This is a genomic window from Pseudogemmobacter sonorensis (genome assembly GCF_042762395.1).
GTDB classification, from domain to species: Bacteria; Pseudomonadota; Alphaproteobacteria; order Rhodobacterales; family Rhodobacteraceae; genus Pseudogemmobacter; species Pseudogemmobacter sonorensis.
On sequence record NZ_JBEFZE010000030.1, the window covers coordinates 29,804 to 51,416 of the forward strand.

Annotated in this window: 21 protein-coding genes and 3 pseudogenes; 11 read left to right on the forward strand and 13 right to left on the reverse strand. The window is 61.5% G+C overall.

All coding sequences use genetic code 11. The features are described 5' to 3' along the window. Positions 1 to 6: 6 nt before the first annotated feature. The 7 genes from ABNX41_RS17190 to ABNX41_RS17220 all read right to left on the reverse strand — a co-directional run bounded on the left by ABNX41_RS17190 (position 7) and on the right by ABNX41_RS17220 (position 9,125). Positions 7 to 813: a helix-turn-helix transcriptional regulator gene (locus ABNX41_RS17190; RefSeq protein WP_438670937.1), complete on the reverse strand. Its 807-nt coding sequence runs from the start codon at positions 811 to 813 to the stop codon at positions 7 to 9. A 393-nt stretch (positions 814 to 1,206) separates the two neighbouring features. Further along, positions 1,207 to 1,896: an IclR family transcriptional regulator gene (locus tag ABNX41_RS17195; protein WP_438670938.1), complete on the reverse strand. Its 690-nt coding sequence runs from the start codon at positions 1,894 to 1,896 to the stop codon at positions 1,207 to 1,209. 478 nt (positions 1,897 to 2,374) lie between these two features. Next, positions 2,375 to 3,235, reverse strand: a complete 861-nt coding sequence (locus ABNX41_RS17200; RefSeq protein ID WP_438670939.1) for a transporter substrate-binding domain-containing protein — start codon at positions 3,233 to 3,235, stop codon at positions 2,375 to 2,377. Positions 3,236 to 3,296: 61 nt separating this feature from the next. Then, entirely contained in the window at positions 3,297 to 4,673 is a 1,377-nt protein-coding gene (locus tag ABNX41_RS17205) for an NAD(P)/FAD-dependent oxidoreductase (protein WP_438670940.1), read from the reverse strand. A gap of 62 nt (positions 4,674 to 4,735) precedes the next feature. After that, a complete protein-coding gene (locus ABNX41_RS17210) occupies positions 4,736 to 5,920 on the reverse strand; it encodes an amino acid aminotransferase (protein WP_438670941.1) in 1,185 nt (394 codons plus the stop codon). A 75-nt stretch (positions 5,921 to 5,995) separates the two neighbouring features. Beyond that, positions 5,996 to 7,453, reverse strand: coding sequence for an aldehyde dehydrogenase family protein (locus ABNX41_RS17215; protein WP_438670942.1), 1,458 nt, complete (start codon positions 7,451 to 7,453; stop codon positions 5,996 to 5,998). Positions 7,454 to 7,460: 7 nt separating this feature from the next. Beyond that, on the reverse strand, positions 7,461 to 9,125 hold the full coding sequence (locus ABNX41_RS17220) for a thiamine pyrophosphate-dependent enzyme (RefSeq protein WP_438670943.1): 1,665 nt from the start codon (positions 9,123 to 9,125) through the stop codon (positions 7,461 to 7,463). A 289-nt stretch (positions 9,126 to 9,414) separates the two neighbouring features. Here ABNX41_RS17220 and ABNX41_RS17225 point away from each other — a divergent pair, with 289 nt between their 5' ends. From ABNX41_RS17225 to ABNX41_RS17265, 9 genes and pseudogenes are all read left to right on the forward strand, one after another. Then, positions 9,415 to 10,314 (forward strand): amino acid ABC transporter permease, encoded by a 900-nt coding sequence (locus ABNX41_RS17225; protein WP_438670944.1) that lies wholly within the window; start codon positions 9,415 to 9,417, stop codon positions 10,312 to 10,314. Between the two features lie 12 nt (positions 10,315 to 10,326). After that, positions 10,327 to 11,079, forward strand: coding sequence for an amino acid ABC transporter ATP-binding protein (locus tag ABNX41_RS17230; RefSeq protein WP_438670945.1), 753 nt, complete (start codon positions 10,327 to 10,329; stop codon positions 11,077 to 11,079). A 71-nt stretch (positions 11,080 to 11,150) separates the two neighbouring features. Next, on the forward strand, positions 11,151 to 11,438 hold the full coding sequence (locus tag ABNX41_RS17235) for a hypothetical protein (protein ID WP_438670946.1): 288 nt from the start codon (positions 11,151 to 11,153) through the stop codon (positions 11,436 to 11,438). A gap of 57 nt (positions 11,439 to 11,495) precedes the next feature. Next, positions 11,496 to 11,837, forward strand: a complete 342-nt coding sequence (locus tag ABNX41_RS17240) for a VOC family protein (RefSeq protein WP_438670947.1) — start codon at positions 11,496 to 11,498, stop codon at positions 11,835 to 11,837. Beyond that, positions 11,834 to 13,447, forward strand: coding sequence for an FAD-dependent oxidoreductase (locus tag ABNX41_RS17245; protein ID WP_438670948.1), 1,614 nt, complete (start codon positions 11,834 to 11,836; stop codon positions 13,445 to 13,447). The genes ABNX41_RS17240 and ABNX41_RS17245 overlap by 4 nt, the downstream gene beginning before the upstream one ends. 259 nt (positions 13,448 to 13,706) lie before the next feature. Continuing rightward, on the forward strand, positions 13,707 to 14,417 hold the full coding sequence (locus tag ABNX41_RS17250; RefSeq protein ID WP_438670949.1) for an alpha/beta fold hydrolase: 711 nt from the start codon (positions 13,707 to 13,709) through the stop codon (positions 14,415 to 14,417). A 5-nt stretch (positions 14,418 to 14,422) separates the two neighbouring features. Beyond that, positions 14,423 to 15,745 carry an LLM class flavin-dependent oxidoreductase gene (locus ABNX41_RS17255; RefSeq protein WP_438670950.1) on the forward strand — a complete coding sequence of 441 codons (1,323 nt, stop codon included), beginning with the start codon at positions 14,423 to 14,425 and terminating at the stop codon, positions 15,743 to 15,745. Between the two features lie 73 nt (positions 15,746 to 15,818). Next, positions 15,819 to 16,334 carry a flavin reductase family protein gene (locus tag ABNX41_RS17260; protein WP_438670951.1) on the forward strand — a complete coding sequence of 172 codons (516 nt, stop codon included), beginning with the start codon at positions 15,819 to 15,821 and terminating at the stop codon, positions 16,332 to 16,334. A gap of 199 nt (positions 16,335 to 16,533) precedes the next feature. After that, positions 16,534 to 16,641, forward strand: a pseudogene (locus tag ABNX41_RS17265) (IS110 family transposase); the annotation flags it as partial. 18 nt (positions 16,642 to 16,659) lie between these two features. Here ABNX41_RS17265 and ABNX41_RS17270 read toward each other — a convergent pair. Further along, positions 16,660 to 16,965, reverse strand: coding sequence for an aldehyde dehydrogenase family protein (locus ABNX41_RS17270; protein ID WP_438670952.1), 306 nt, complete (start codon positions 16,963 to 16,965; stop codon positions 16,660 to 16,662). Positions 16,966 to 17,461: 496 nt separating this feature from the next. Between ABNX41_RS17270 and ABNX41_RS17275 the strand changes: the two are divergent. Beyond that, positions 17,462 to 17,854, forward strand: a pseudogene (locus ABNX41_RS17275) (IS110 family transposase); the annotation flags it as partial. A 30-nt stretch (positions 17,855 to 17,884) separates the two neighbouring features. Here the strand turns inward: ABNX41_RS17275 and ABNX41_RS17280 are convergent. From ABNX41_RS17280 to ABNX41_RS17290, 3 genes and pseudogenes are all read right to left on the reverse strand, one after another. Then, a pseudogene (locus ABNX41_RS17280) lies at positions 17,885 to 18,205 on the reverse strand (IS3 family transposase); the annotation flags it as partial. A gap of 53 nt (positions 18,206 to 18,258) precedes the next feature. Next, the gene (locus ABNX41_RS17285; protein WP_438670953.1) at positions 18,259 to 19,512 is read right to left on the reverse strand and encodes an IS256 family transposase; all 1,254 of its coding nucleotides are present in this window, start codon (positions 19,510 to 19,512) and stop codon (positions 18,259 to 18,261) included. Then, positions 19,487 to 20,050, reverse strand: a complete 564-nt coding sequence (locus ABNX41_RS17290) for an NADPH-dependent F420 reductase (RefSeq protein ID WP_438670954.1) — start codon at positions 20,048 to 20,050, stop codon at positions 19,487 to 19,489. The genes ABNX41_RS17285 and ABNX41_RS17290 overlap by 26 nt, the downstream gene beginning before the upstream one ends. 69 nt (positions 20,051 to 20,119) lie before the next feature. Between ABNX41_RS17290 and ABNX41_RS17295 the strand changes: the two genes are divergently transcribed. Beyond that, complete coding sequence (locus tag ABNX41_RS17295; protein ID WP_438670955.1) at positions 20,120 to 20,902, forward strand: helix-turn-helix domain-containing protein; 783 nt, start codon at positions 20,120 to 20,122, stop codon at positions 20,900 to 20,902. Between the two features lie 120 nt (positions 20,903 to 21,022). Here ABNX41_RS17295 and ABNX41_RS17300 read toward each other — a convergent pair whose 3' ends face one another. Both ABNX41_RS17300 and ABNX41_RS17305 read right to left on the reverse strand, forming a co-directional pair. Further along, positions 21,023 to 21,289 carry a conjugal transfer protein TraD gene (locus tag ABNX41_RS17300; RefSeq protein ID WP_438670956.1) on the reverse strand — a complete coding sequence of 89 codons (267 nt, stop codon included), beginning with the start codon at positions 21,287 to 21,289 and terminating at the stop codon, positions 21,023 to 21,025. 1 nt (position 21,290) lies between these two features. Beyond that, positions 21,291 to 21,613 (reverse strand): conjugal transfer protein TraD (locus ABNX41_RS17305; protein ID WP_438670957.1); only part of this gene is annotated, 323 nt, incomplete at its 5' end.

Sequence of the window (21,613 nt, forward strand, 5' to 3'; positions counted from 1 at the left end):
TTCCAGTCACCACTGTGCGCAGGCGCGATAGAGGATCCGCAACAGTTCGTTTTGGGTCGAAATGTTCAAACGTGAATAAGCCCTGCGCCGGAATGTCAGAACCGTATTGATACTGATTCCCAAAGTAAGCGCGATCGCTTCGGAACTCATGCCTATGGCGATAAGGCCGCAGACCGCGCGTTCCCGGTTTGTAAGCTCGGGATACCGGGTCTCGAGCACCTTCTCGAAGATTTCACGCTCCGATTCATGCGACTGGAACCTGCTGGTGATATCAACATGTTTGAGAACAAGGGAAATCAGCGAACGGGCATGGTTCAAAGCCGATTTGATGGCCAACTGGTCGAAATGACCAAGACATTCTCGGCGATGGAAACTGAGTTTGACCGGATGCCCGTTGAATTCCGAAATCAGCGACAGCCGGTGCCCCACATCGGGTTCGACGTAGCAATCATCAAGAAAACTCTCATCCTTGATATCCTGCCTTGACAGCAGAACGGCGAAGCTCTTGGCCGAAGCCTCGCGATCTCTCAGAAAAAAGTTGGACGGATCCTGCTTCCAATGGATTGTCTCGTAACGCTTGGCGGCGCGCTTCACCTCATTGTCCCGTTCCTGCGCGAAAAGCCCTAGACGACACGGAACCTTATCGGCGCTGAAGGAAAAGGCCGTGATCTGATGACATTGCAGCAGCGAACCGCTCACCGCTGCCAGACTGTCTTCGAAACGCGCGGTTCCGACATCGCTGATCAGCGATACGATACCATCTGCAATGCCAGCCTGATCGCCGGAGGGGACATCATTCTCGATGATTTGCATGGCAGCGATCCGTAAAAGCGGGATAGCCAATCGGAAACCAATCCGTTCGGCATCTCTGTATAAGGAAAGGACATGGCTGCCCACTCTGGCAGCTCCTGACTGGAGCATATCGGTGATCGCTCGATTGTGGAACATTTTCGTTCGATATCCGGCAAAATGACCGAACGTTGCCTTAAAAACGGTCTGAATGTGCAAGATTTGAGTATTTTGTGACAATCCCCTGCTCTGACCGGGGTCATTTCGTGGGAATCACCTTTAAGATCCGGCTCCGCTGCAAGGCGGCACCCGCAGCTTCCCGCTATACAGTCTCAGCCGCAGTCTGGCTGTGCCTTGCTCCCGCCTTCCGTGCAGTGTCCCGTTCGGGAAGGGATACGCAATGATCTTCCGCCCGCTCTATCTTCCCTTATCGGCGATCAGGGCTTCAACAGTCCGCTGGGCCTCGACAAGCTTGCCGACCTTCGTATCAAGCCCGGCAGAGCGTTGTGTCGGAGCCAGAACCGCGAGACTGTAACGCACGATCCCGGCGGGTTCATGCAAGGGTACCGCCAGCCCGGCGACCCCGCGCTGAAGTTCATTTTTCGAACGTGCGATACCGCTTTCGCGCGTGGCGGCCAGCAGCCGGCCCAGCTCGACCGGATCCTCCGCCCGTCCGAGATGACGTTTGATGACCGCCTCGGGCTGAAAGGCCAGGAGCGCCCGCCCGCTGGCTCCCATCGGCAGCGGATGGCGCGCGCCCTCACGGTGCTGCACCCGCACCACCTCGGCCTCGCTGATGGCCTGCTCCACCACAACCGCGTCATCACCATCAATCCTGTGCATGACGATGCTTTCTCCCAGCTCTGCCGACAGTTGCGCGAGAACCGGGCGCGCAATCAACGGAATGCCGCACTGATCGGCCACCAAGGCCATTCGCCGCAGCATGGGGCCGGGAATGAAGACCTTTCCGTCACGACTAACATAGCCTCGCTCATTAAGAGTATTGAGCAGACGATGGGCGACGGTCCGGTTGATCGCCGCCGCTTCGGCCAGTTGGGCTGTCGTACGCGGACAGTCAAAGGTCACCAGTTCAAGCAGATTCAGCATTTGCGCCCCAGTGAGCGAAATTTCGGCCAATCTGACGTCTCCCTCTATGCGGCCCTCTGTGCAGTGCAGTCGGCTAGACAAGGGTGCCGGTTTCGCCTGCCCTCGGCGGAACAGCCCCAGTCCTGCCTGCCTCAATTCCCGATATCCGGATATCCGGATATCGCACAGAGCTGTTCACTTCACGCACAGACAATCTGGACAGCCCCCTCCCGTCAAGCCCAAAGACTTGGCATCGCAAACCGCAAAAGCAGTGGCGCCTTCGCAGTTCACACTCCTGCTCATGGCTTTCCGCCTTTGCCATGGGTCACTCCTCCGGCAGGAGCCGCCATCGGCATACGACCCGGCACCCCTGTCGTTTGGCGAAGGTTTCTTTCTCAGCGCGAAAAGCAACGAACCGGCCACGAGCGGTATCGGCACCGAGCCAATACCCCCGGAAAACGCCATGCGGCGGCTATTTCGCAGCCGCATGGTGATCATTTCAGGGATTGATGCTGAAGGTCTCTACCCCCATGGTTCCGACCGCATGCTTTTCGAGGATGCTCTGGTAGCTGCCATCCGCTATCAGCTTGTTCAGACCAGCCTGCAGCACCTCTGCCAGAGCAAGCTGATCCTTGCCCGTCGAGATCGTGATCGCGCCGGTGGCCCAGTTATCCCCTTCCATATTGACGATCCGCGCCGTTCCATCCAGAGCCCGCTCTACAGCCGAAAGCTCGAGCGCGGTATGGACCCAAGCGTCTATCGACCGAGACTGGAACGCTGCGAGGACACCGGGATTCCCTGAATATTGCAGCACCTCAACCGCCGGAAGACCTCCTTCGACGCAGCGCGCCGAGGCCCCTTCTGCGAGATCGTAGAACCAGCTGGCCTGCACCACACCCACGCGCTTGCCGCACAGGGTTTTCTCATCGCCGGTGATCTCGGTGTTTTCGGAGGCAATCAGCAGTGACAGCGCATCATTGACGTAAGGAATCATGTTAAGGATTTCCTTGCGGTCTTCCCGGAAGCTGATCATCCCCATCGAGACATCAATCGCACCGCTTTGCAGGCCCGGAATGATGCCCGGCCATTGCATGTCACGGAATTCAAAGGTGACATCCAGCATCGGCTCGAGCGCGCGCGACAGATCGACTGCGACGCCAGTCAGTTGCTGACCCTCAAGGTAGACATGCGGCGGGATCGTCATCGGAGAGCCGACGCGGATCGTCTTGCTGCTTTTCACACTGTCGGGAAGCTTTGCGACCAACTCGGGATCGCTCTCGGCCAGCGCGGCACTCCCTAGGGCAAAAAGTGCTGCAGCGGCAAACGCGCACCTGCGGCTGACACCGGATATTTCTTTCATTGCAACCTCCATGTTTCAGATTCTTATGGTCAGAGTTTATTCTCCGCCGGGGAGCGCACTATCACAGGGCCATGTGACGCCGCCGGGCCGCAGCCCGCGCAAAGCGGTTGTTTGAGTAATTTGCAGCGCCTGAAACGGTCTTGCCCGTAATCTGCATCGCGACGATCTCTGCCGCGGCTGGTGCCATGGCAAGGCCATGAGCGGAAAACCCGGTCGAAACGAAAAGCCCCGGCAGGCCGGTTTCGCCGATGATCGGGGCCTTGTCAGGCGTCGCGTCGATCACCCCGGCCCAGGCGGTTTCAATCCTTGCATCCGCGAAATCGGGAAGCTCGCGCCGCAAAGCAAGAAGAGCGCGCTCTGCCGCATGCATGTCCGGGACTGCGCCGAGGATCCGGCTTTCCGTATAGGCCGCCTGTCGCGCGCGCGGCCCTGCCAGCTCGTCGCACACAGATGTGAAGAAATCGGCGTCGAGGCGAAGGCTCAATGTGCCATGATCTTTACGCAACGCCGGCAGGAACTGCCGCAGCAGCCGCAGACTGTCAGTGGTGATCGAAGCGACGCCGGAATTGCTGCCGAAGGTCAGGCTGCCGTCATCGCGGCGGGTCCAGCCGAATGAGCCGGTCGCGCCTGTCGACGGCAGCGTCGTGGACATTGGCTGTGTGCGGAAAAGCGAACTGGAGATCGGTAACTGGCTGATCCCGACCCCGTGCTGGCGCAGAAATCGCCGCGACCAGGCCCCACCGGCCACCAGAGCCGCGCCGGTCCGGATGCCCCCGGCCTCGGTCTGGAGGCCAGACACCCGGCCTGCGCTGAGGTCAAGCCCGAGCGCGGCGCAGTTCTCGATGATCCGCACGCCAAGCCCGGCGGCAATCAGCGCAAGGGTCGGCGCAACCTTTTCCGGCGCGACACATGCGTCCGAGGGCTGAGCCCATGCGCCGACAAGACCGGGGATCTGCATGGCGGGCATATGCTGCGTAATCTGCGCAAGGCTCAGCGGTCGGGCGTCGACATCGCCATGCCCTGCTGCCATGTCGCGCCAGCTTTGCATCATGTCCATCTCGTCCGGCGCGCTGCACAGAATGACCAGACCAGACGCGCGATATGAGGTATCCACACCGTAATTCTGCTGATAATCGCGCCAGAGCGCCTTGCTGCGCAGGCTGAGCGGAAGGCGCAATCCGTCATCCCCAAGGCTTGCCGCCCAGCCAAGCGCGCGGCTAGTCTGCTCGGCCCCAAGACGCCCTTTTTCCAGAAGCACCACCTTTTGTCCGCGCTTTGCCAGCTCGATGGCGGCGGTCAGCCCGGCGATCCCGCCGCCAAGCACCGCGACATCACAGGCTTCGGGCAAAGGGCCGCGATAGCGGTCATCCGTAAAAGGGCCGGGCTGTTCCGAAAGACGGCGGCTGCGCCGGAACGGGTTCAGTCCTGCAATCTTCAAAGTCGCGGCTCCTCTTTGCAGGAAGAAAGCGGCCGGAGCAAAAGGCCCCGGCTCGGGAAAGGTCAGCGCAGCACGGCTGCGATGCCGCCTGCGATCACATCAAGCTGGCCCACATTGATCGCCGCAATGTTCATTCGCCCGTCCGGGGGCATGAAGATCGCCGCCTCCTCGCGCAGGCGCAGAACCCTGTCGAGCCCAAGCCCGAGCAGCGAGAACATCCCCTTATGACCAGTGATGCAATCGAAACGGTCCGAGTTGGTCGCGGCCCGCAGCGCCTCCGCCAGTATCCGGCGGTTGTTTTGCAGACGGACCCGCATCTCGTCGAGTTCGGCTTTCCAGTCGTCGGTCAGCGCGGGATCAGACAGCAGAAGCGCAATCGAGGCTGCGGCGTGATTGGGCGGGAAGGAATAATTCACCCGGCCCGCCGCAAGCAGGACCGCCTTGGCTTTTGCAGTCCCTTCGGCGTTCTCCGACAGGATCAGCGCCGCGCCGGCGCGGTCGCGATAGACGCCGAAATTCTTGGAGCATGAGACCGAGATCACCATTTCGGGCACCATGGTGGCCAGTTTCCGAATCCCGGCCGCATCGGCTTCAAGCCCGTCACCAAAACCCTGATAGGCCATGTCGACGAAAGGCAACAGCCCGCGCGACAGGATCAGCGCGCCCAGATCCGCCCATTGCTGCGGCGACAGATCCGCGCCGGTCGGATTGTGGCAGCAGCCATGCAGCAAAACCACATCGCCCGCCTTCGCTGCCGAAAGATCCGCGATCATGCGCTCAAAGGCCACTGTGCCGGTGTCGGGATCGTAATAGTTATATTCCCGCACCTTCAGGCCCGCAGCCCTGGCAATCGGCAAATGGTTGATCCATGTGGGCGAAGGGATCCAGATCTCGCCCATGCCGTCATTGCGCGCGAGCATATCGGCCAGAAGCCTGACGGCCGCCCCGCCGCCGACGGTCTGGATCCCGGCGAGGTTTCCTGATTTTGCGGCCTCGCCCAGCACCAGATCTGCGATCAGATCGACGAACTGCCCGTCGCCGCCAAGGCCGAGATAGGCCTTGCTGGCTTCGATCCCGATATAGCACTGTTCGGCTTGCTTGACGGCACGCATGACCGGGGTCTGGCCCTGGTCATTCTTATAGACGCCGATCCCCAGATCGATCTTGCCCGGGCGCGGATCGGCGCGATAGGCCTGCATCAGCTCTACGATCACATCCGGCGGCGGCGACTGATAACGCTCAAACATGGTGGTCTCCCTAAAATTCATCTGCAAGGCCCTGACGACGCAGATCCTCGCGCTGCTCTTTGTTTCCGCGCCCGCTCAGAGCAGAACGCAGATCGATTTTTCGGTCATATGCGACTGGAGCGCGGAAAGGCCCAGCTCTCGCCCCATGCCGCTCAGCCCGCCGCCACCCCAGACCGAGCGCGGATCGGGCGTGCCGCCACCATTAACCCAGACCGTGCCGGCCCGGACCTTTGCCGCTACGCGATGGGCGGTGCGCAGATCTTCGGTGAAGATATTGGCCGAAAGACCGTACTGGCTGTCATTGGCAAGCGCGATGGCCTCCTCTTCGGTCTCGAAGCCGATCACTACTGCCACGGGGCCGAAGATTTCCTCGCGTGCGATGCGCATGGAATTGGTCACATCGGCAAAAACCGTCGGGCGCATGAAGTGGCCCGGGCCATCGAGCGCCGCGCCGCCGGTGACGATCCGCGCGCCCTCTGCACGGCCCGATTCGATATAGCCCGAGACGGTTTCCATCTGCCGTTCGGAAATCAGCGCGCCCATCGTGGTTCCGGAATCGAGCGGATGGCCCAGCACCCGCGCCTCGGCCTCGGCCTTTAGCGCGGCGGTCAGTTCGGCCTCGATGGATTTATGAACGAGGATGCGCGAGCCTGCGGCGCAGATCTCCCCCTGATTGGAGAAGATGCCAAGCGCCAGCGCCAGCGCGGTCTGGGCGACATCGACGCCAGGAAACACAAGCTGCGGCGCCTTGCCGCCCAGCTCCAGCGTGACAGGCGTAAAGCTTTCCGCAGCCTTGCAGGCGATCGCGCGCCCGGTTGCGGGGCTGCCGGTGAAGGAGATCTTGGCAACCAGCGGATGCGAAACCAGCGCGGCCCCCGCATCAGGCCCGGTGCCGGCCACGATATTGACGACACCGGCGGGAAAGCCTGCCTCCTCGATCAGCCGCGCCAGATAGAGAATGGCGAGCGGGGCCTCCAGCGCGGGTTTCAGCACCACGGTGCAGCCTGCGGCAAGAGCGGGGGCGAGCTTCCAACAGGCGATCATCGTCGGTGCGTTCCAGGGCAGGATCGCGCCCACGACCCCGACCGGAATCCGCGTCGTATAAGCATGGACCGGACGCCCGAAATGGTCCGGGCTTGACAGGACACGGCCGTCCAGCTTGTCGGCCCAGCCCGCGAAATAGCGCAGGGTCGAGATCGCGCTCGGGATATCAACCATCAGTGGTTCGCGGTAAGGGCGACCGATCTCAAGTGCTTCGAGCCGCGCGATGACCTCTTTTTCCCGCTCCATCAGATCGGCAAGCCGCGAGAGCAAAAGCCCGCGCTGGCGCGCCGGGGTATCTGCCCATGCGCCCTTGAAGGCGGCATCGGCAGCCTGCACGGCGAGGTCGATATCGGCTGCGCGCCCCAGCGAGATGGTTGCGATCAGGCGCTGATCGGCCGGGCAGAAAACATCCGCCGTGCCGCCGTCCAGCGCAGATACCCATTCTCCATTGATGAAAAGCTGGCTCTTCGGATTGGCATCGTCGAGCATGATTTCGTCACCCCCTCACGCGTGGCATCAGCAACATATCCCAGGGGCTCGGCATCTCGCCGCATCTGACATGGATCAGCGCCGGGGCATTGCGTTCCAGCGCGAGGCCGAGGGCCTTTTCCAGCTCGGCGGGGCTGTCGGCGCGGTACCCGGCTACGCCACAGCTTTCCGCCAGCGCCACGAAATCGGGGCTTTTCAGATCAGCGGCGATGATGCGGTTGCCGTAGCGCTCTTGCTGGATGCGTTTGACATTGCCGAACATGCCGTTGTCAAAGACCACGACCACTAGGCCGATATTATGCTGAGCCGCTGTCGCAAGCTCCCCCGCCTGATACATGAAGCCGCCATCCCCGGCGATCGCCACCACCGAGCGGTCAGGATTGGCCGCCTTGACGCCAAGCGCAGTGCCGTAGCCCCAGCCGAGATTGTCCTGATATCCGGGCGAGATGAAGTCGCGCGGTTTATAGACCGGAAACAGCAGGCGGCTGGCGAACCCGACCTGCGTCACCTCATCGACGAAGATCCCGTCGGCGGGCAGCGCGCCACGGATTGCGTTCAGATAAGAGCGTTGCGGCTCGAGCGCGGCGGCACGTTGGGCAAGCCATGCGGCTTCGGCCTCAAGATCAAAGGCACAGGCCGAACTGGGCGAACCGCCGAACTCAAGCGCCGAAACCAGGCTTGCCGTGTAGGCCGCCGCATCGCCGATCATCGCGACATCGGGGGCCTGATGACGATTCGGGGCTTCGGGATCGGCGTCGATGCGGATGACGCGCAGATCCATGTCCATGCCCCATTGCTGTTCCTGGATGAACATCCGGGTCCCGATGGCGATGACAAGATCGACCTGCGGCCAGAGCCGGTGGCCCTGCGGCAAATTGATCGCCAGCGGATGATCGGTCGGGATCACGCCGCGCCCGCGCCGATAGGAGAGGACGGGTGCCTGCAGGAATTCGGCCAGCGCGCGCACCTCTTCGGCGGCATCGAGCGCGCCGCCCCCGACGACGATCATCGGGCGTTTTGCCGCGAGCGCGAGGCGGGCTGCGTGCTCGACGGCGCCGCCGTCAAGCAGGTCGTCATCTGCCTTTGCAATAGGTTGTGTCGGCGCGAAGGGGGCACGCTGGGTCCAGATATCAAGCGCGGCCTCGACCACCGCCGGTCCCGGCCGGTCCGAGAGCATGGCGGTGATCGCCTCGCTGACGACTCGCGGGGCCTCTTGAGCCGAGCGGATGCGACGGGCATATTTCGCCACATGGGCGGCCATGCCGATCTGGTCGCGGATTTCGTGCAGATGGCCGTAATTCCGGTCGATGTCGCGTTGCGGGATCTGGCCGATGATGCCCAGAACCGGCGCGCAGGTGCCCTCCGCGCTCAGAAGGGCTGCGGTGGTGTTCAGGAAACCTGGGCCGGGAACGGCAGCAAAAGCCTGTGGCCTGCCAGTCGAGAGCGCGGCGCCCAGTGCCATATAGGCCGTCGCCTGTTCATGGCGCGCATGGAGAAGGCGGATCTCGTCCCGGCGTTTGTAGACGGCATCGCAAAGCGGATCATTATGAAGGCCTGGCAGCGCATAAAGCGTATCGATCCCGTTCGTAATGAGCGTTGCAACTGAGGCTTCGGCTGTATCGAGCAGGGCGGGGCTGTTCGTTTGCGTGGGAATCGGGGCGGCGCTGTTCATGAAATGGGGTCCTCGCTTCGTCCAGCGCCGGGCGCTGTAAGGGAAGAGCAGCCAATGGCCACCCGTAACTAGGCCCCCTGATAGGGGAATGCGCCCCCCGCGTCTGTCACCTGCCCATGTGATGGGGAGCGCCCCGGCTTTGCGGTAAACGGGATCGGAATTCAGATGCAGGCGTGGATGAAATCATCGGCCGGTCGATCCGCCGGGAAGTGCTTTTGCCTTCCCGTTTCTGATTGTGGTCTGTGCGGCCCACACCGGATGCAGACGATAAAATACTCAGGTAGGTGAGATGAGCGATCAAACATTGGAATCGAAGACGGGCGATGCGCCGGCCGCCGGCGGGGGCGCCTCTGCGGCAGGGGCCACATATTTCCCCGTTCATAAAGTCACGTCGCGCTGGAGCTTTGTCACAGCCGCGATAGCGATTCTCGTTCTGGTCGGGGCGTTCTGGGGCCTTGCGTCGAACCGCAGCATAAAATGGCCGGTATTCTTTGAATATCTGTTCTCCGGTCCGATCCTGAACGGTTTGCTGATCACGATTCAGCTCAGCGCCTTTGCGCTGGTGATGGGGCTGGTGCTGGGTGTTTTCGTGGCGCTCGGGCGGATGTCTTCGAATCCCGTCGTCGCAGCGGTCGCAGGGTTCTATGTCTGGCTGCTGCGCGGGCTTCCGGCCATTGTCCAGCTTCTGATCTGGGGCAATATCGGCCTGTTCGTGCCCACGCTGGTCATTGGGATCCCCTTTACCGATATCGTCTATTCGGAATTTCGCATCAGTCAGGTGCTGACGCCTTTCGTGGCCTCGTTCATCGCGCTCGGGCTGGCCGAATCCGCCTATATGGGCGAGATCATTCGTGGCGGCCTGCAAAGCATCGACAGCGGACAGCGCGAGGCGGCCTTTGCGCTCGGCATGCGCCGGGGGCGCATCCTGCGCCGTATCATCCTGCCGCAGGCGATGCGCGCCATCGTGCCGTCGCTGGGCAACCAGTTTTCAAACATCGTCAAGGCCAGCGCGCTGGTTTCGGTCATTGCCGGGGGCGATCTGCTGACCACCGCGCAAAACATTGCCGGGCAGAACTACCGCGTGATGGAAATGCTCTTCGTGGCCAGCTTCTGGTATCTCGTCATCCTCGCCCTGATTTCTCCCGTGCAGCATTTCGTTGAAAAGCGCATGCGCCGGATGGACCGCTGATCGGAGGAAAAAATGATCAAAATCGAAAAAGTATGGAAATCCTTCGGCCCGCTTTCGGTGTTGAAAGGGGTGTCCTTCGAGGTGGGCGCGGGGGAGACGGTTTGCATCATCGGCCCGTCCGGATCGGGCAAAAGCACGATGCTGCGCTGCATCAACCATCTGGAAAAGATCGATTCCGGGCGCATCACTCTGGAAGACGAGCTGATCGCCTATCGTGAGGTCGGAGACTATCTGATCGAATTGCCCGAGCGCGAGATTGCCCGGCGCATTGGCAATATCGGCATGGTGTTTCAAAGCTTCAATCTCTTTCCGCATATGACGGTGTTGCAGAATCTGATCGAGGGTCCGGTGGGCGTCAAAGGCGAAAAGCGCGAGATCGCAGTTGAACGCGGCATGGGCTTTCTGTCGCGTGTCGGGCTAGCGAACAAGGCAGACGCCTATCCCGCTCAACTGTCGGGGGGGCAAAAACAGCGCGTCGCCATTGCGCGTGCCCTCAACATGGAGCCGAAAGCCATTCTCTTCGACGAGCCGACCAGCGCGCTCGACCCGGAGAATGTCAATGAGGTGCTGCAAGTGATGAAGCAGCTTTCGGCGAGCGGGCTGACCATGATCGTCGTGACCCATGAAATGGGCTTCGCCCGCGAGGCCGCCGATCGGGTCATTTTCATGGATCAGGGCAATGTGGTCGAAGAAGGCAGCCCGAATGATGTGCTGAGCTGGCCAAAGAATCCGCGCACCAAAGCCTTTGTCGGATCGGTTCTCTGATCCGCAGGCGTCACGAAATCCGGTCCTTCCGCGCCATTGCGGCCCCGGTGAAACCCAGATGGAGAGCAAAAATGAGTATTGTCGTCACTGTCCGTATTCCCGATGTCGATATCGAGCGGGTGCGTGAAGTCGAAAAGACCCATGCCGCCGAGCACGAAAAGCTGGCCGAAGCGCTCAAGCGGCACGGCTGCATCTCGCATCGCCGTCTCTACCGCGAGGGCGAGATCCTCGATATCGACGAGTGGGAAAGCGAAGCTGGGCTGCATGCCTTCCTTGCCGAGATGACGCCGATCATCCGCGAACTGGCTAAAGCGCGCGGCACGGGCAAGCCCTTTGACACGATCTGGCAGGTCTATTGATTTCAGATTGCGAAGAGAGCCGGTTTCCCGGCCCTTCCTCAACACAACAGGTGTAAAATGGCTGAGATCAAACAAATTCTGGTGCCGGTATCGGATATGGACCGCGCCGTTGCCTTTTACAGCGGCCATTTTGGTTTTCGGCTGAAATTCCGCGATGGCGACCGTTACGCGGCCTTTGACGGAGGTGGTATCACCCTGGCGCTGACCGCGCAGGGCGAGAGCCTTGCGTCCAGCGTCACCTTCTCTGTGCAATGTGATGATGTAGATGCTTTCCTCGCCGAAGAGACCTGCGCCGGGGTTCAGGTGCTGGAGCCAGTGCAGCAGGGGCCGCATGAACGGCGGGCGGTATTGGCCGACGCTGATGGCAACCCCATCGTCGTCTATTCGAAAGCAGGGTGAAGCGGATCACCATGTCGGGCCCGGAAAGCTATGATCTGGTCGTGATGGGTTCGGGATCGGCAGGGCTTATGGCCGCGCTGACTGCGGCCTCTGAGGGCCTCTCTGTCCTTATCCTTGAAAAGGCCGACAAGATTGGCGGCACTACGGCATGGTCGGGCGGGGCCATCTGGGCGCCGGCCAATCATCTTGCCGCTGCGGCGGGGATAGAGGACAGCGCCGAGGAGGCCTGCGCCTATCTTCTGGCCACAGCGCCCGAGGATCAGGCCGTCTCTGACGCGGCGCGGCTTGCGGCCTTCGGCACCAATGCCGGGCCTGCGCTGGCGCTGATCGAGGCCAGGACGCCGCTGCGTTTCGAACTCCTGCCCGATTCTGACCTTTTCCCAGAAGCGCCGGGGGCCAAAGCATATGGTCGCATGGTCACGCCGCGGCTTTTGCGGCGCAGGGTTCTGGAAGCCGGGCACCGCCGCCGCCTGCGCCGTTTCAAGCTGCCGCTCCTGTTCACCTTTTCCGAAATCGCGCAGTGTGATCCGATGACCGGGCCCGTGCGCCGACAATTGCGCTTTTTGCCGAGGGCCGTGAAACGGCTGCTGAGCGGCGAACGCGGCATGGGGGCGGCGTTGGTGATCGGCTTGCTGCGCGGCTGTCTGGATGCGGGTTGTCATGTTCTGACCGGGGCGCGGGTGACAGGGCTGGAACAGGATGAAAAGGGCCGGGTCACGGCCGCTCTGGCCGAAAGACAGGGCAGGCCTGTGCGCTTTGCCGCCTTCTATGGCGTCGTCATTGCCTCGGGCGGATTTGAATGGGACCGAGATCTGGTCGCGCGGCATTTCCCCGGCCCGCTGGACAGCCCGGCAAGCCCGCCCACGAATGAGGGGGACGGACTGCGGATCGCCGTAAGGGCTGGGGCGGCGCTGGCGCGGATGGATCAGGCGAATTTCAATTCCGCCATTCCGGGAGTGTTGGACGGACGCCCGCAGGCGCTTGGCTGGTTCTATCACAGCGCGGCAAATGCTGTGATCGTCAATCCGCAGGGGCGGCGCTTTTGTGACGAACACGACCACAATCTCGGCCTCTTTCTCGACCGGCGCGGCGCGGACGGGCTACCCACTGATCTGCCGGCATGGTTCATCACCGATCAACGCTTTTTGTCGCGCAATCTGATCGCGCGGTTCTTTGCCCGCAATGCGCAGGGCTGGATCACCCGCGCTCCGGATCTGGCCAGCCTCGCCGTGCGGATCGGGCTTGATCCGGGGGTGCTTCCGCAGACGGTTCAGGAGTTCAACGAAGCTTTCGCGCACAACCAGCCCGACACTTTCGGGCGCATCAGGCGCGAGGCGATTGAGACGCCGCCTTTCGTGGCGCTTCCTTTCAACCGCACCCTGATCTCGACCAAGGGCGGACCGATGACCGATATACAAGCGCGGGTTCTGCGGGCCGACGGGTCTGTCATCGACGGGCTTTATTGCGCCGGGGTCGCCATGGCCAACCCGTTGGGCACAAAGGCCGTGAGTTCGGGCACCACGCTCGGCCCGAATCTGACCTGGGGCTACATTGCCGGGCGCGATGCCGCCCGGCGCAAACGGCAAGGGGCAGAACCTTCCGGCACATGAGCGTGGTCGGGCGACTTCACTTTCCCGGGCTTGTCACATGCCATGGTGATGGAGATGCCCGCGCCGCGCCGCCTAAACTCCAACGAAGCGGGTTGGCCCGTTGCGTACCCCGGCTTCGGATCGGGGGCCGACTTTCCGACAATTATGAGGAAACCCCATGACAGCTGAAAATCCCTGGCCGTTCTATACGGCGCCTGACTTCGTAGACGTGTCTGGTCTGAAGACCGCAATCCGCCGCAAAGGGCAGGGTGAAGCTGTCATGTATCTGCATGGGGCTGGCCTGACCCGGCGCTGGCTGCCCTTCCACGAGGCGCTGTCGCAATCGGTCGATCTGATCGCGCCCGAACACCCCGGCTACGGCGACACACCCTTCCCCGAATGGCTGGACGGTTTCGCCGATGTGGTCATTCATTATGCCAGCCTGCTTGATCAGTTGGAGCTCGAAAAGGTCCATCTGGTGGGCCATTCGTTCGGGGGCTGGATCGCGGCGGAAATCGCGGCCTTCTACCCCGAGCGGCTCGCCAGCCTGCAACTGATTGCTCCGGCCGGCCTCAAGGACGCCTTCCGCCATGATATCTTCCGCCAGACCGGCGAAGAGGTCGTTGGCCGACTGTTCAATGGCGAACACGAGAAATATCCCGACTATCTGGAAGAAGGCGATCCGGTCGAAGCGATTGTCCAAAACTATGTCGAATCGACCACTCTGGCCCGCCTTGCCTGGCAGCCGCGCCATGACGCCAAGCTCGAGCGCCGTCTGGCCCGGGTGAAAGCCCCGACCCAGATCATCCTCGCCGAGGATGACCGCGTCATCAACAATGATGTGGCCCGCCGCTACGCCGATCTGATCCCGGGCGCGACAGTGGTCACGATCACCGCCACCGATACCACGACCACGCATCTGCCCTTCGTCCAGACCCCTGCCGGGCTTGCCGAAATGGTCAGTGCATTCGTCAGCCGCGCGAAGGAGTAAGACCAATGAGAGAACTCGAATTTTACATCTGCAACGGCGGCAAATACCCTTACGTTCCCCATCGCGATGAGCTTGGAAAAACCCGCTTCATCACCACGCCTTCGAAATATTACGATGATCTCTACGGCCAGCAGATCGTCGAGGATTATGTCGAGGATACCGTTTTCGCCGAACGTCTGGGCTATGACGGGGCGGTGATCATCGAACAGCATGGCGGTCCGAACTCGCTTGTCGGCCAGTCGATCACCATGACCGCGACGATCATCGCAAAGACCAGTCGCATGCGTGTGGGCACGGTTGGCGCGCTGATGAACTCATATCTGACGCCGATGCGCTTTGCCGAGGAAATTGCCACGCTCGATATTCTCTCGAAAGGACGCTATTTCGCGGGGCTGCCGATGGGGATCGGCGGCAATTACCATTCGCTTGGCGTGATGAACCCGACCTATGCGCGGGAGCGTTTCCGCGAAGCGCATGACATGATGATGGCGGCCTTTACTTCGGATGCTCCCTTCAAATGGGATGGCAAGTTCTTCCAGTCGGAATATGTGAATCTTTGGCCCAAGCCGATCCAGAAGCCCGGCCCGGAAATGTGGGTGCCGGCGGCGGGGTCGAAGGACTCACTCGCCTTTGCAGCAAAGCATGGCTACACCTATCTCGCGGTGCTGGTGCCATGGCCGATCCTGCTGAAAAACTGCCAGAATTTCAAACAGGCTGTGCTGAATGCCGGGCAGGACTATGACCCGCGCCGCATCGCGGCAACTGCCTTCGTCCATGTGGCGGAAACCGACAAACAGGCACGGATCGAAGCCGAGGGCCATTTCATGTCGGTTCTGCAGAACTCGCTTGGCTCGCCCTTCCACGATTCCTTCCCACCCGGTCATGTGACCCCGCAATCGTTGCGCGGCATGGCGGCGGGTGGCGGCTATCGCAGCGTCGACATCTCGAAACTGACATTTGAGGACGGTATCAAGAGCGGCCAGTTCATCGTTGGCTCGCCTGATACCGTGGCCGAGCGGATCGAGGAAGTCACTTCGCAGATGGATGCCGGGCGGCTACTCATGTATCCTGACGGCTGGACGATGCCTTCGTGGCTGGTGCGCAAGAACATGACGATCTTCGCCGAAGAGGTGATGCCTCGCTTCCGCGGGCGCCATGGCAAGCCGGTCTGGGACCGCGACGAGCCGGGCTTCGCCGCGATCACCCGCGCCGAATATGCTGCCCGCCGCGGGCCGGTTCCTGCCGTACCGACGGCAGATATTCAGGGCGTGGGGCGCGTGGATATCCGGACCTCCCATATTCCGGAGCTGCGCGTGCCGCTGAAGTAAGTCTGCCCGGAGCAACGGCGGGCCGGCCATGCCGCGCCCGCCCGACAGATCATTCCGCAAGGACCATATCACCATGACCACGCAAGAACCCGGGTCCGCCGATCTGGCGGATCGCGTCAAACAGGCTCATCGGGCCTTTCCGACGGGTGTGACAATTGTGACAGGCAAGGCCGGGGAACAGCCTTTCGGCCTAGCTGTCAACGCATTCTCGAGCGTTTCGCTGTCGCCGCCCATGGTGCTTGTCTGTATCAACAGGGCCTCAAGCTCTTATCCCAAATTCTTTCAGAGCCAGAGCTTTGGCGTCAGCATTCTTGCCAATGACCAGCAGCATGTCGCGATGCGTTTCGCGAAATCCGGCGGCGACAAATTCAAAGGTCTCGCATGGCACGATGGGGCCTGCGGTGTGCCGCTGATCACAGAAGCGGCTGCGGGTTTTGAACTGGAGGTCGTAAGTATGCTGATGGCGGGCACCCATGTGATTTTCATCGGCAAGGTGCTTTCGGCTGAGGTCTCGGGTAAGGCTGCGCTGCTTTATTCCGACGGAGGGTTCTATGACGGTGCGCAACTTGCGCCGGCATCACAATCCTGACGGATCCGGGAATGACAAGGCACGGCATGGACAAGGCCGTATTGGCCATGACAATTTGGAACGCCGTCAATGAGGCCGGCTCGAAGTCCTGCGCGACTGGCTGAACGAAGACTATGGACGAAAAAGTTGCGCCCGCTATCAAATTCATCAGGATCTGGTGCGAACGCCGCAACGGCACTCGCGATGACCGGACCAGGCACGGGTCGGAGCGACGGCGAAGACGGGGGAGCGATCCCTACGGCGCTTGTTGATCATTGGTGCCAACAGCGTGATCACCATACGCCACGTCCATGCTTCGGCCCGACGATGAACATGGTCCGGCGGATTAGGGTTTGCCCATCTCGGCGGTCAGAATGCGGGCAAGATCACCGGCATTATCGCGGATTATCTCATACCAGCGGTTGAGAATTTCAGAACGTTCCTTGCCGGTCAGGCTTGCCCAGGCAACGCGAGCGGTATCTGCGGCGTCGATGGCTTTGGTAAGCATCCCGGCAGTCGCATCCGCAACCTCGGCGATAACGGTACCGCTGGCCGGATTGAGCACCTGAAAATGCGCAGGCGTATCGCTCCAGTCGCCGTTTACAACGGCGCGGGTTTCAAGCAGCGAAGGGTCTTTCAGTTGGGGAAACATGAGGCCTACCAACATGGTGTTCAATGATCAACGCCCCTGCGAGATATGGCACTTTTGTATTGACCCAGCGGAATCTGCTCAGGTTAAGCTGCTAATCTGAATGCCTCGGCAGGCGTGCGCATTGCAAGTGCCTGATGCGGGCGGCGGTGGTTGTAGAGGTGATCCAGTCTCCGATTGCCCGAGTTGCGTGCTGGATGCTGTCAAAGCGTTGGCGATGGACGCACTGCTCCTTCAGTGTCCGTATCACACGCTCGACCATGCCGTTATCCGGCATGATGCGGGCGGTGCTTCTGGTCTCGGATATGTTATCGTGATGGCATCCGGGACTTGGGGCATCGGGAGCATGTGAGTGCGGGCAGACCGAGCTACAACAGTGGGCTGTGAGCCCGTTCCGTAATATGGTCGCCCCTGCGGCTCGCCCGGATGTGCCGAGAGCACGGATATGTAAATGCCGCGTGCCCGCCTGCTCCCTCCTTGTCAGCAGGAGGAGGTCGCAATGCGCATCATCGGACTGGATATCCATCGCGTCTTTGCCGAGGCGGTGGCACTGGAAGACGGAACGGCGCGCCGACTTGGGCGCGTGGACATGACACGGGACAAGCTGGCGGCCTTCGCCGCGCGCCTCCTGCAAACCGACCATGTGGTCGTCGAGGCGACAGGCAATGCTGCGGCCGTCGTTGAGATCATCGCGCCAAAGGTGGCCAGAGTAGCAGTCGCCAACCCGCTGCAGGTCCACCTCATCGCGCGGGCAAAGACAAAGACGGACAAGATCGATGCCCGCGTTCTGGCGCAGCTTTACGCCGCCGGGTTCCTGCCCGAGGTCTGGATCCCGGATGCCGAGACGCAGTCGCGGCGACGTCAGGTCACGCGACGCAACCAGCTGGTAAAGTGGCCTGCTGCCGGTTTCGCGGACAGCGGGTTAAGCTAGCATAGCGCGGGCCTCGAACTCCACTGGGCTGATGTAGCCCAGTTTCGAATGCCGTCTGCGTGGGTTGTAGAAGCGCTCGATGTAGTCGAACACGTCCGCGCGGGCTGCGTCGCGGGTGCGGTAAACCTTGCGGTTGGTGCGCTCGATTTTCAGGGACGAGAAGAAGCTCTCCATCGCGGAATTGTCACAGACGTTCCCGGCCCGGCTCATGGAACAAGTGATACCGTTGTCCGCCAGCAGGCGCTGAAACTGCTCGCTGGTATATTGCGATCCCTGGTCCGAGTGATGCAGCAGCGCGTCGGCCTTTCCACGTGGGAGTGTCCTGAATTCTGTGTATCTGCGCCGGTCCATGCGGTTTCAGACACTCAAGCGGCGAAGCGCTCGCCGAACATTATGGCGAACTGATTGCGGGCCGCAAACCATTCCCGGACGTTTCGACCATCTTTCTCAAAGCTCCGGATCGCCAGATAGATCAGCTTGGTCGCCGCCTCGTCAGTTGGGAACGAGCCTCGTGTCTTGATGGATTTGCGGATCACACGGTTCAGGCTCTCAATGGCATTCGTGGTATAGATGATTTTGCGGATCGTCGGATCGAAGGCGAAGAAGGGGATCACCTCCTGCCAGGCGCGCCGCCACGCCGGGGCAATGAATGCGTATTTCGTGGCCCATTTTGCTTCGAAAGCATCCAACTCAGTGGCGGCCATATCGGCGGTAGCGGCGCCGTAGATCCGGCGCAGGTCAGTGGCTACCGCCTTGCGGTCCTTCCAGGAGCAGAAGTTCAGGCTATGGCGCACCAGATGCATCGAGCCATGGGAACGCCACTGGTCCGAGAGACCATGGCGAGGGCAGGTCTGGACCATGGCCTCGGGAAAGGCGGCGGTGATCGCCTCTGGAAAGCCTTTCAGCCCGTCGACGACCGCGATCAGGATATCCTGGACCCCGCGGTTCTTCAGTTCGTTCATCACCGAGAGCCAGAATTTGGCCCCCTCATTCTCGGCAATCCAGAGCCCCAAAACCTCGCGCAGGCCGTCTCGGGTGACGCCGAGGGCCACGTAAACGGCCTTGTTTTTAACCGTCCGGCTGTCGGCATCGCGGATCTTCACACGCAGGGCGTCAAAGATCACAATCGGATACATCCGGTCCAGTGCTCGGCTCTGCCATTCCCGGACCTCGTCCAGAACCGCATCGGTGACGCGGCTGATCAGGTCCGGCGAGACATTCAGGCCATAGAGATCAAGCAAATGGGACTGGATGTCCCGCACCGTCAGCCCGGCCGCGTAGAGCCCGATGATCTTGTCATCCATTCCATCGATCCGGGTCTGGCCCTTCTTCACCAGCTCAGGCTCAAAGCTGCTGTCCCGGTCGCGCGGCACCGCCACCGGCAATTCCCCGTCCTGGCCTTTCAGAACTTTGGTCGACGATCCGTTCCGGCGGTTCGACTGTCCGGGAGGTGCTTCCTTGCCCTCATCATAGCCCAGGTGCGCAGTCAGTTCGGCGCCAAGCATCCGTTCCATCAGCCGGATCTTCAGCTCCTTCATCAGCCCGCTGTCGCCGAAAAAATCCTCGGGGCGCTCAACGCCCTTCAGCAGCTCATCAAGTATTTCTTTGGAAATCGTCATGCATGCTTCCTTTCGATGAAGCATGGACCGGATCATTCATACACAAAAGATCGGACACTCTCGCAGGGACAGCCTCGAATCCGGGTTCCCGGACCAGCGCGGCGACGGTTTCGATAGCCGCCGCATCGTTTCCTGTCACGAAGACCGTGGAAGCGACTGCCCGGCCTTCTGCGCGCAGCGCGATGACGGAGGCAAAGACGGTGTTGAACGCCTTCACGATCCGTGCATTCGGCATGCGACGGGCAATTTCCTCTACCGCCGAGGACGTATGCCCGACCGTGAGGCTCATGAAATCGGATGCAAGCGGATTGGTTATGTCGATCACGATTTTGCCGACCAACGCTTCTGCGGTGCCGGGCGTTTCGGCAAGCTTCAGCGCTTGCTCATATTTGGTGGCGATGACCACGATGTCGGCTTGGCGGAGCGCCTCAAGCGGCGCACCCTCGCTGCCATAAGCCTCTACGCCATGCCCGGCCTTCTCCGCCAAGGCCGCGAGCGGCGTTCCCATGTTCCCTTTTCCGAGAATGACGATGTGCATGAAGGGTGCTCCTGTATGGATGGAATACCCATGACATAGAGGGAGCGGTTCTGGTATTCTCGCCCCATCATGACATTCGATAGGGCCATACAGACAAAGAAGCGGATCGTCGACCCGGATGCGGCTTCGCGTCCTGTCTTCGTCCTTTCCGATCACCACGAGCGCGTTCAGGTGCCGTGGCACAGCCATCGCCGACTGCAACTGATCCACGTCAGCGCAGGTGTCCTGACGGTGCTGACGCGCCGCGCAAGGTTCGTCATTCCGCCCCAGCGGGCGGTCTGGATCGGACCAGAGGTAGAGCACCGGATCGCCAGTCGGGCACCATTCTGGCTGACCAACTGCTACATCGAGCCTGATCTGATCCGTGTGCCGGACAAGGTGCAAGCTGTCGCTGTGGACCGGCTCACGGACGAGTTGTTGATCGCCGCCTCTGACCTCTGCGGCGATTGCCCCGAGCATGGCCCGGAGGCGCGATTGGTCGCGGTGCTGCTTGACAGACTGCCGACGCTCAAGCCCACGGACGTCTATCTTCCAGAGCCGGGCGACCCCCGCCTGCGCCGAATCGTAGACCGGCTGGCGGCTGCGCCTGACTGCAACGAGACGCTGCCCGCATTGTCGGCGGATGCTGGCCTGACAGAACGGACAGCGGCGCGGCTTTTCGTGAAGGAAACCGGGCTGACTTTCGGCCGGTGGCGTCAGCACTTTAAGCTACAGGCGGCCCTTGAGCACCTGTCGGCAGGAGCAAGCGTCACCGAAGCCGCCTTCGCAGTCGGATATTCCGATGTGTCCTCGTTTATTGCGGCGTTCAAGCAGCTTTTCGGCAAGACGCCGTCTCAAATCCTGTCCGGTTAGACTGCAAGCTATCTTCGCGGCAGTATTGAAACTGCTCCCGTTTCGTTGCATTTGCGCGGCGTTGCCGCGCGATGGCGGGCGACGCTGCGATGTGTGGGTCTCCGCGCCGCCCGCCATCGGTCACGCCCGATCCTGCCGCAGTTGAGTTCTGTCATGGGCATCTGCCGGACGTTCTGCCGCGAACGCCTCTTTCCCCATTCCGGCCCAAAGCTTTCGCGCCCGTTCTCTGTCCTCGCTGTTGAGCTTTTCGGCTATCCAGATCATCGCACCGTAGATTATGGCGCGGTTGTCGCCGATGAGGTCCACGATGCCTGCCTTGACGACGAGGCCACCGAGTTCGATCAGATGCCGCGTGCGCTTGCGGCGCTCGACCTGCCAGCTTCGCATATCATGCCGCGCCCGAGCCGCCCAATGCCGGTTGTGCGCCGCCCGGTTGCGCCGCACCGCCGCCAGCGTTGCGGTCAGGCGATGATGCAGATCGCCGCGACCTGCCTTGAAAGAACGCCGCACCGCTTTTCGCCCATGCCTCTCTCTTTCCGGCATCCTTGGTTTCCGCAAGCACGACCAGCGCACCGGCCAGTTCGTCGGCGGTGAGGCTGTCCGCGCCGGTGGCGATTACCAGTTCGCCAAGCTGTTGCACCTTGCGGGCTTTCAGTTCCCGCGCCTTGTCTTCCAGCGCCTTCAGTTCCGCATCATAGTCCCGTGGTTTGC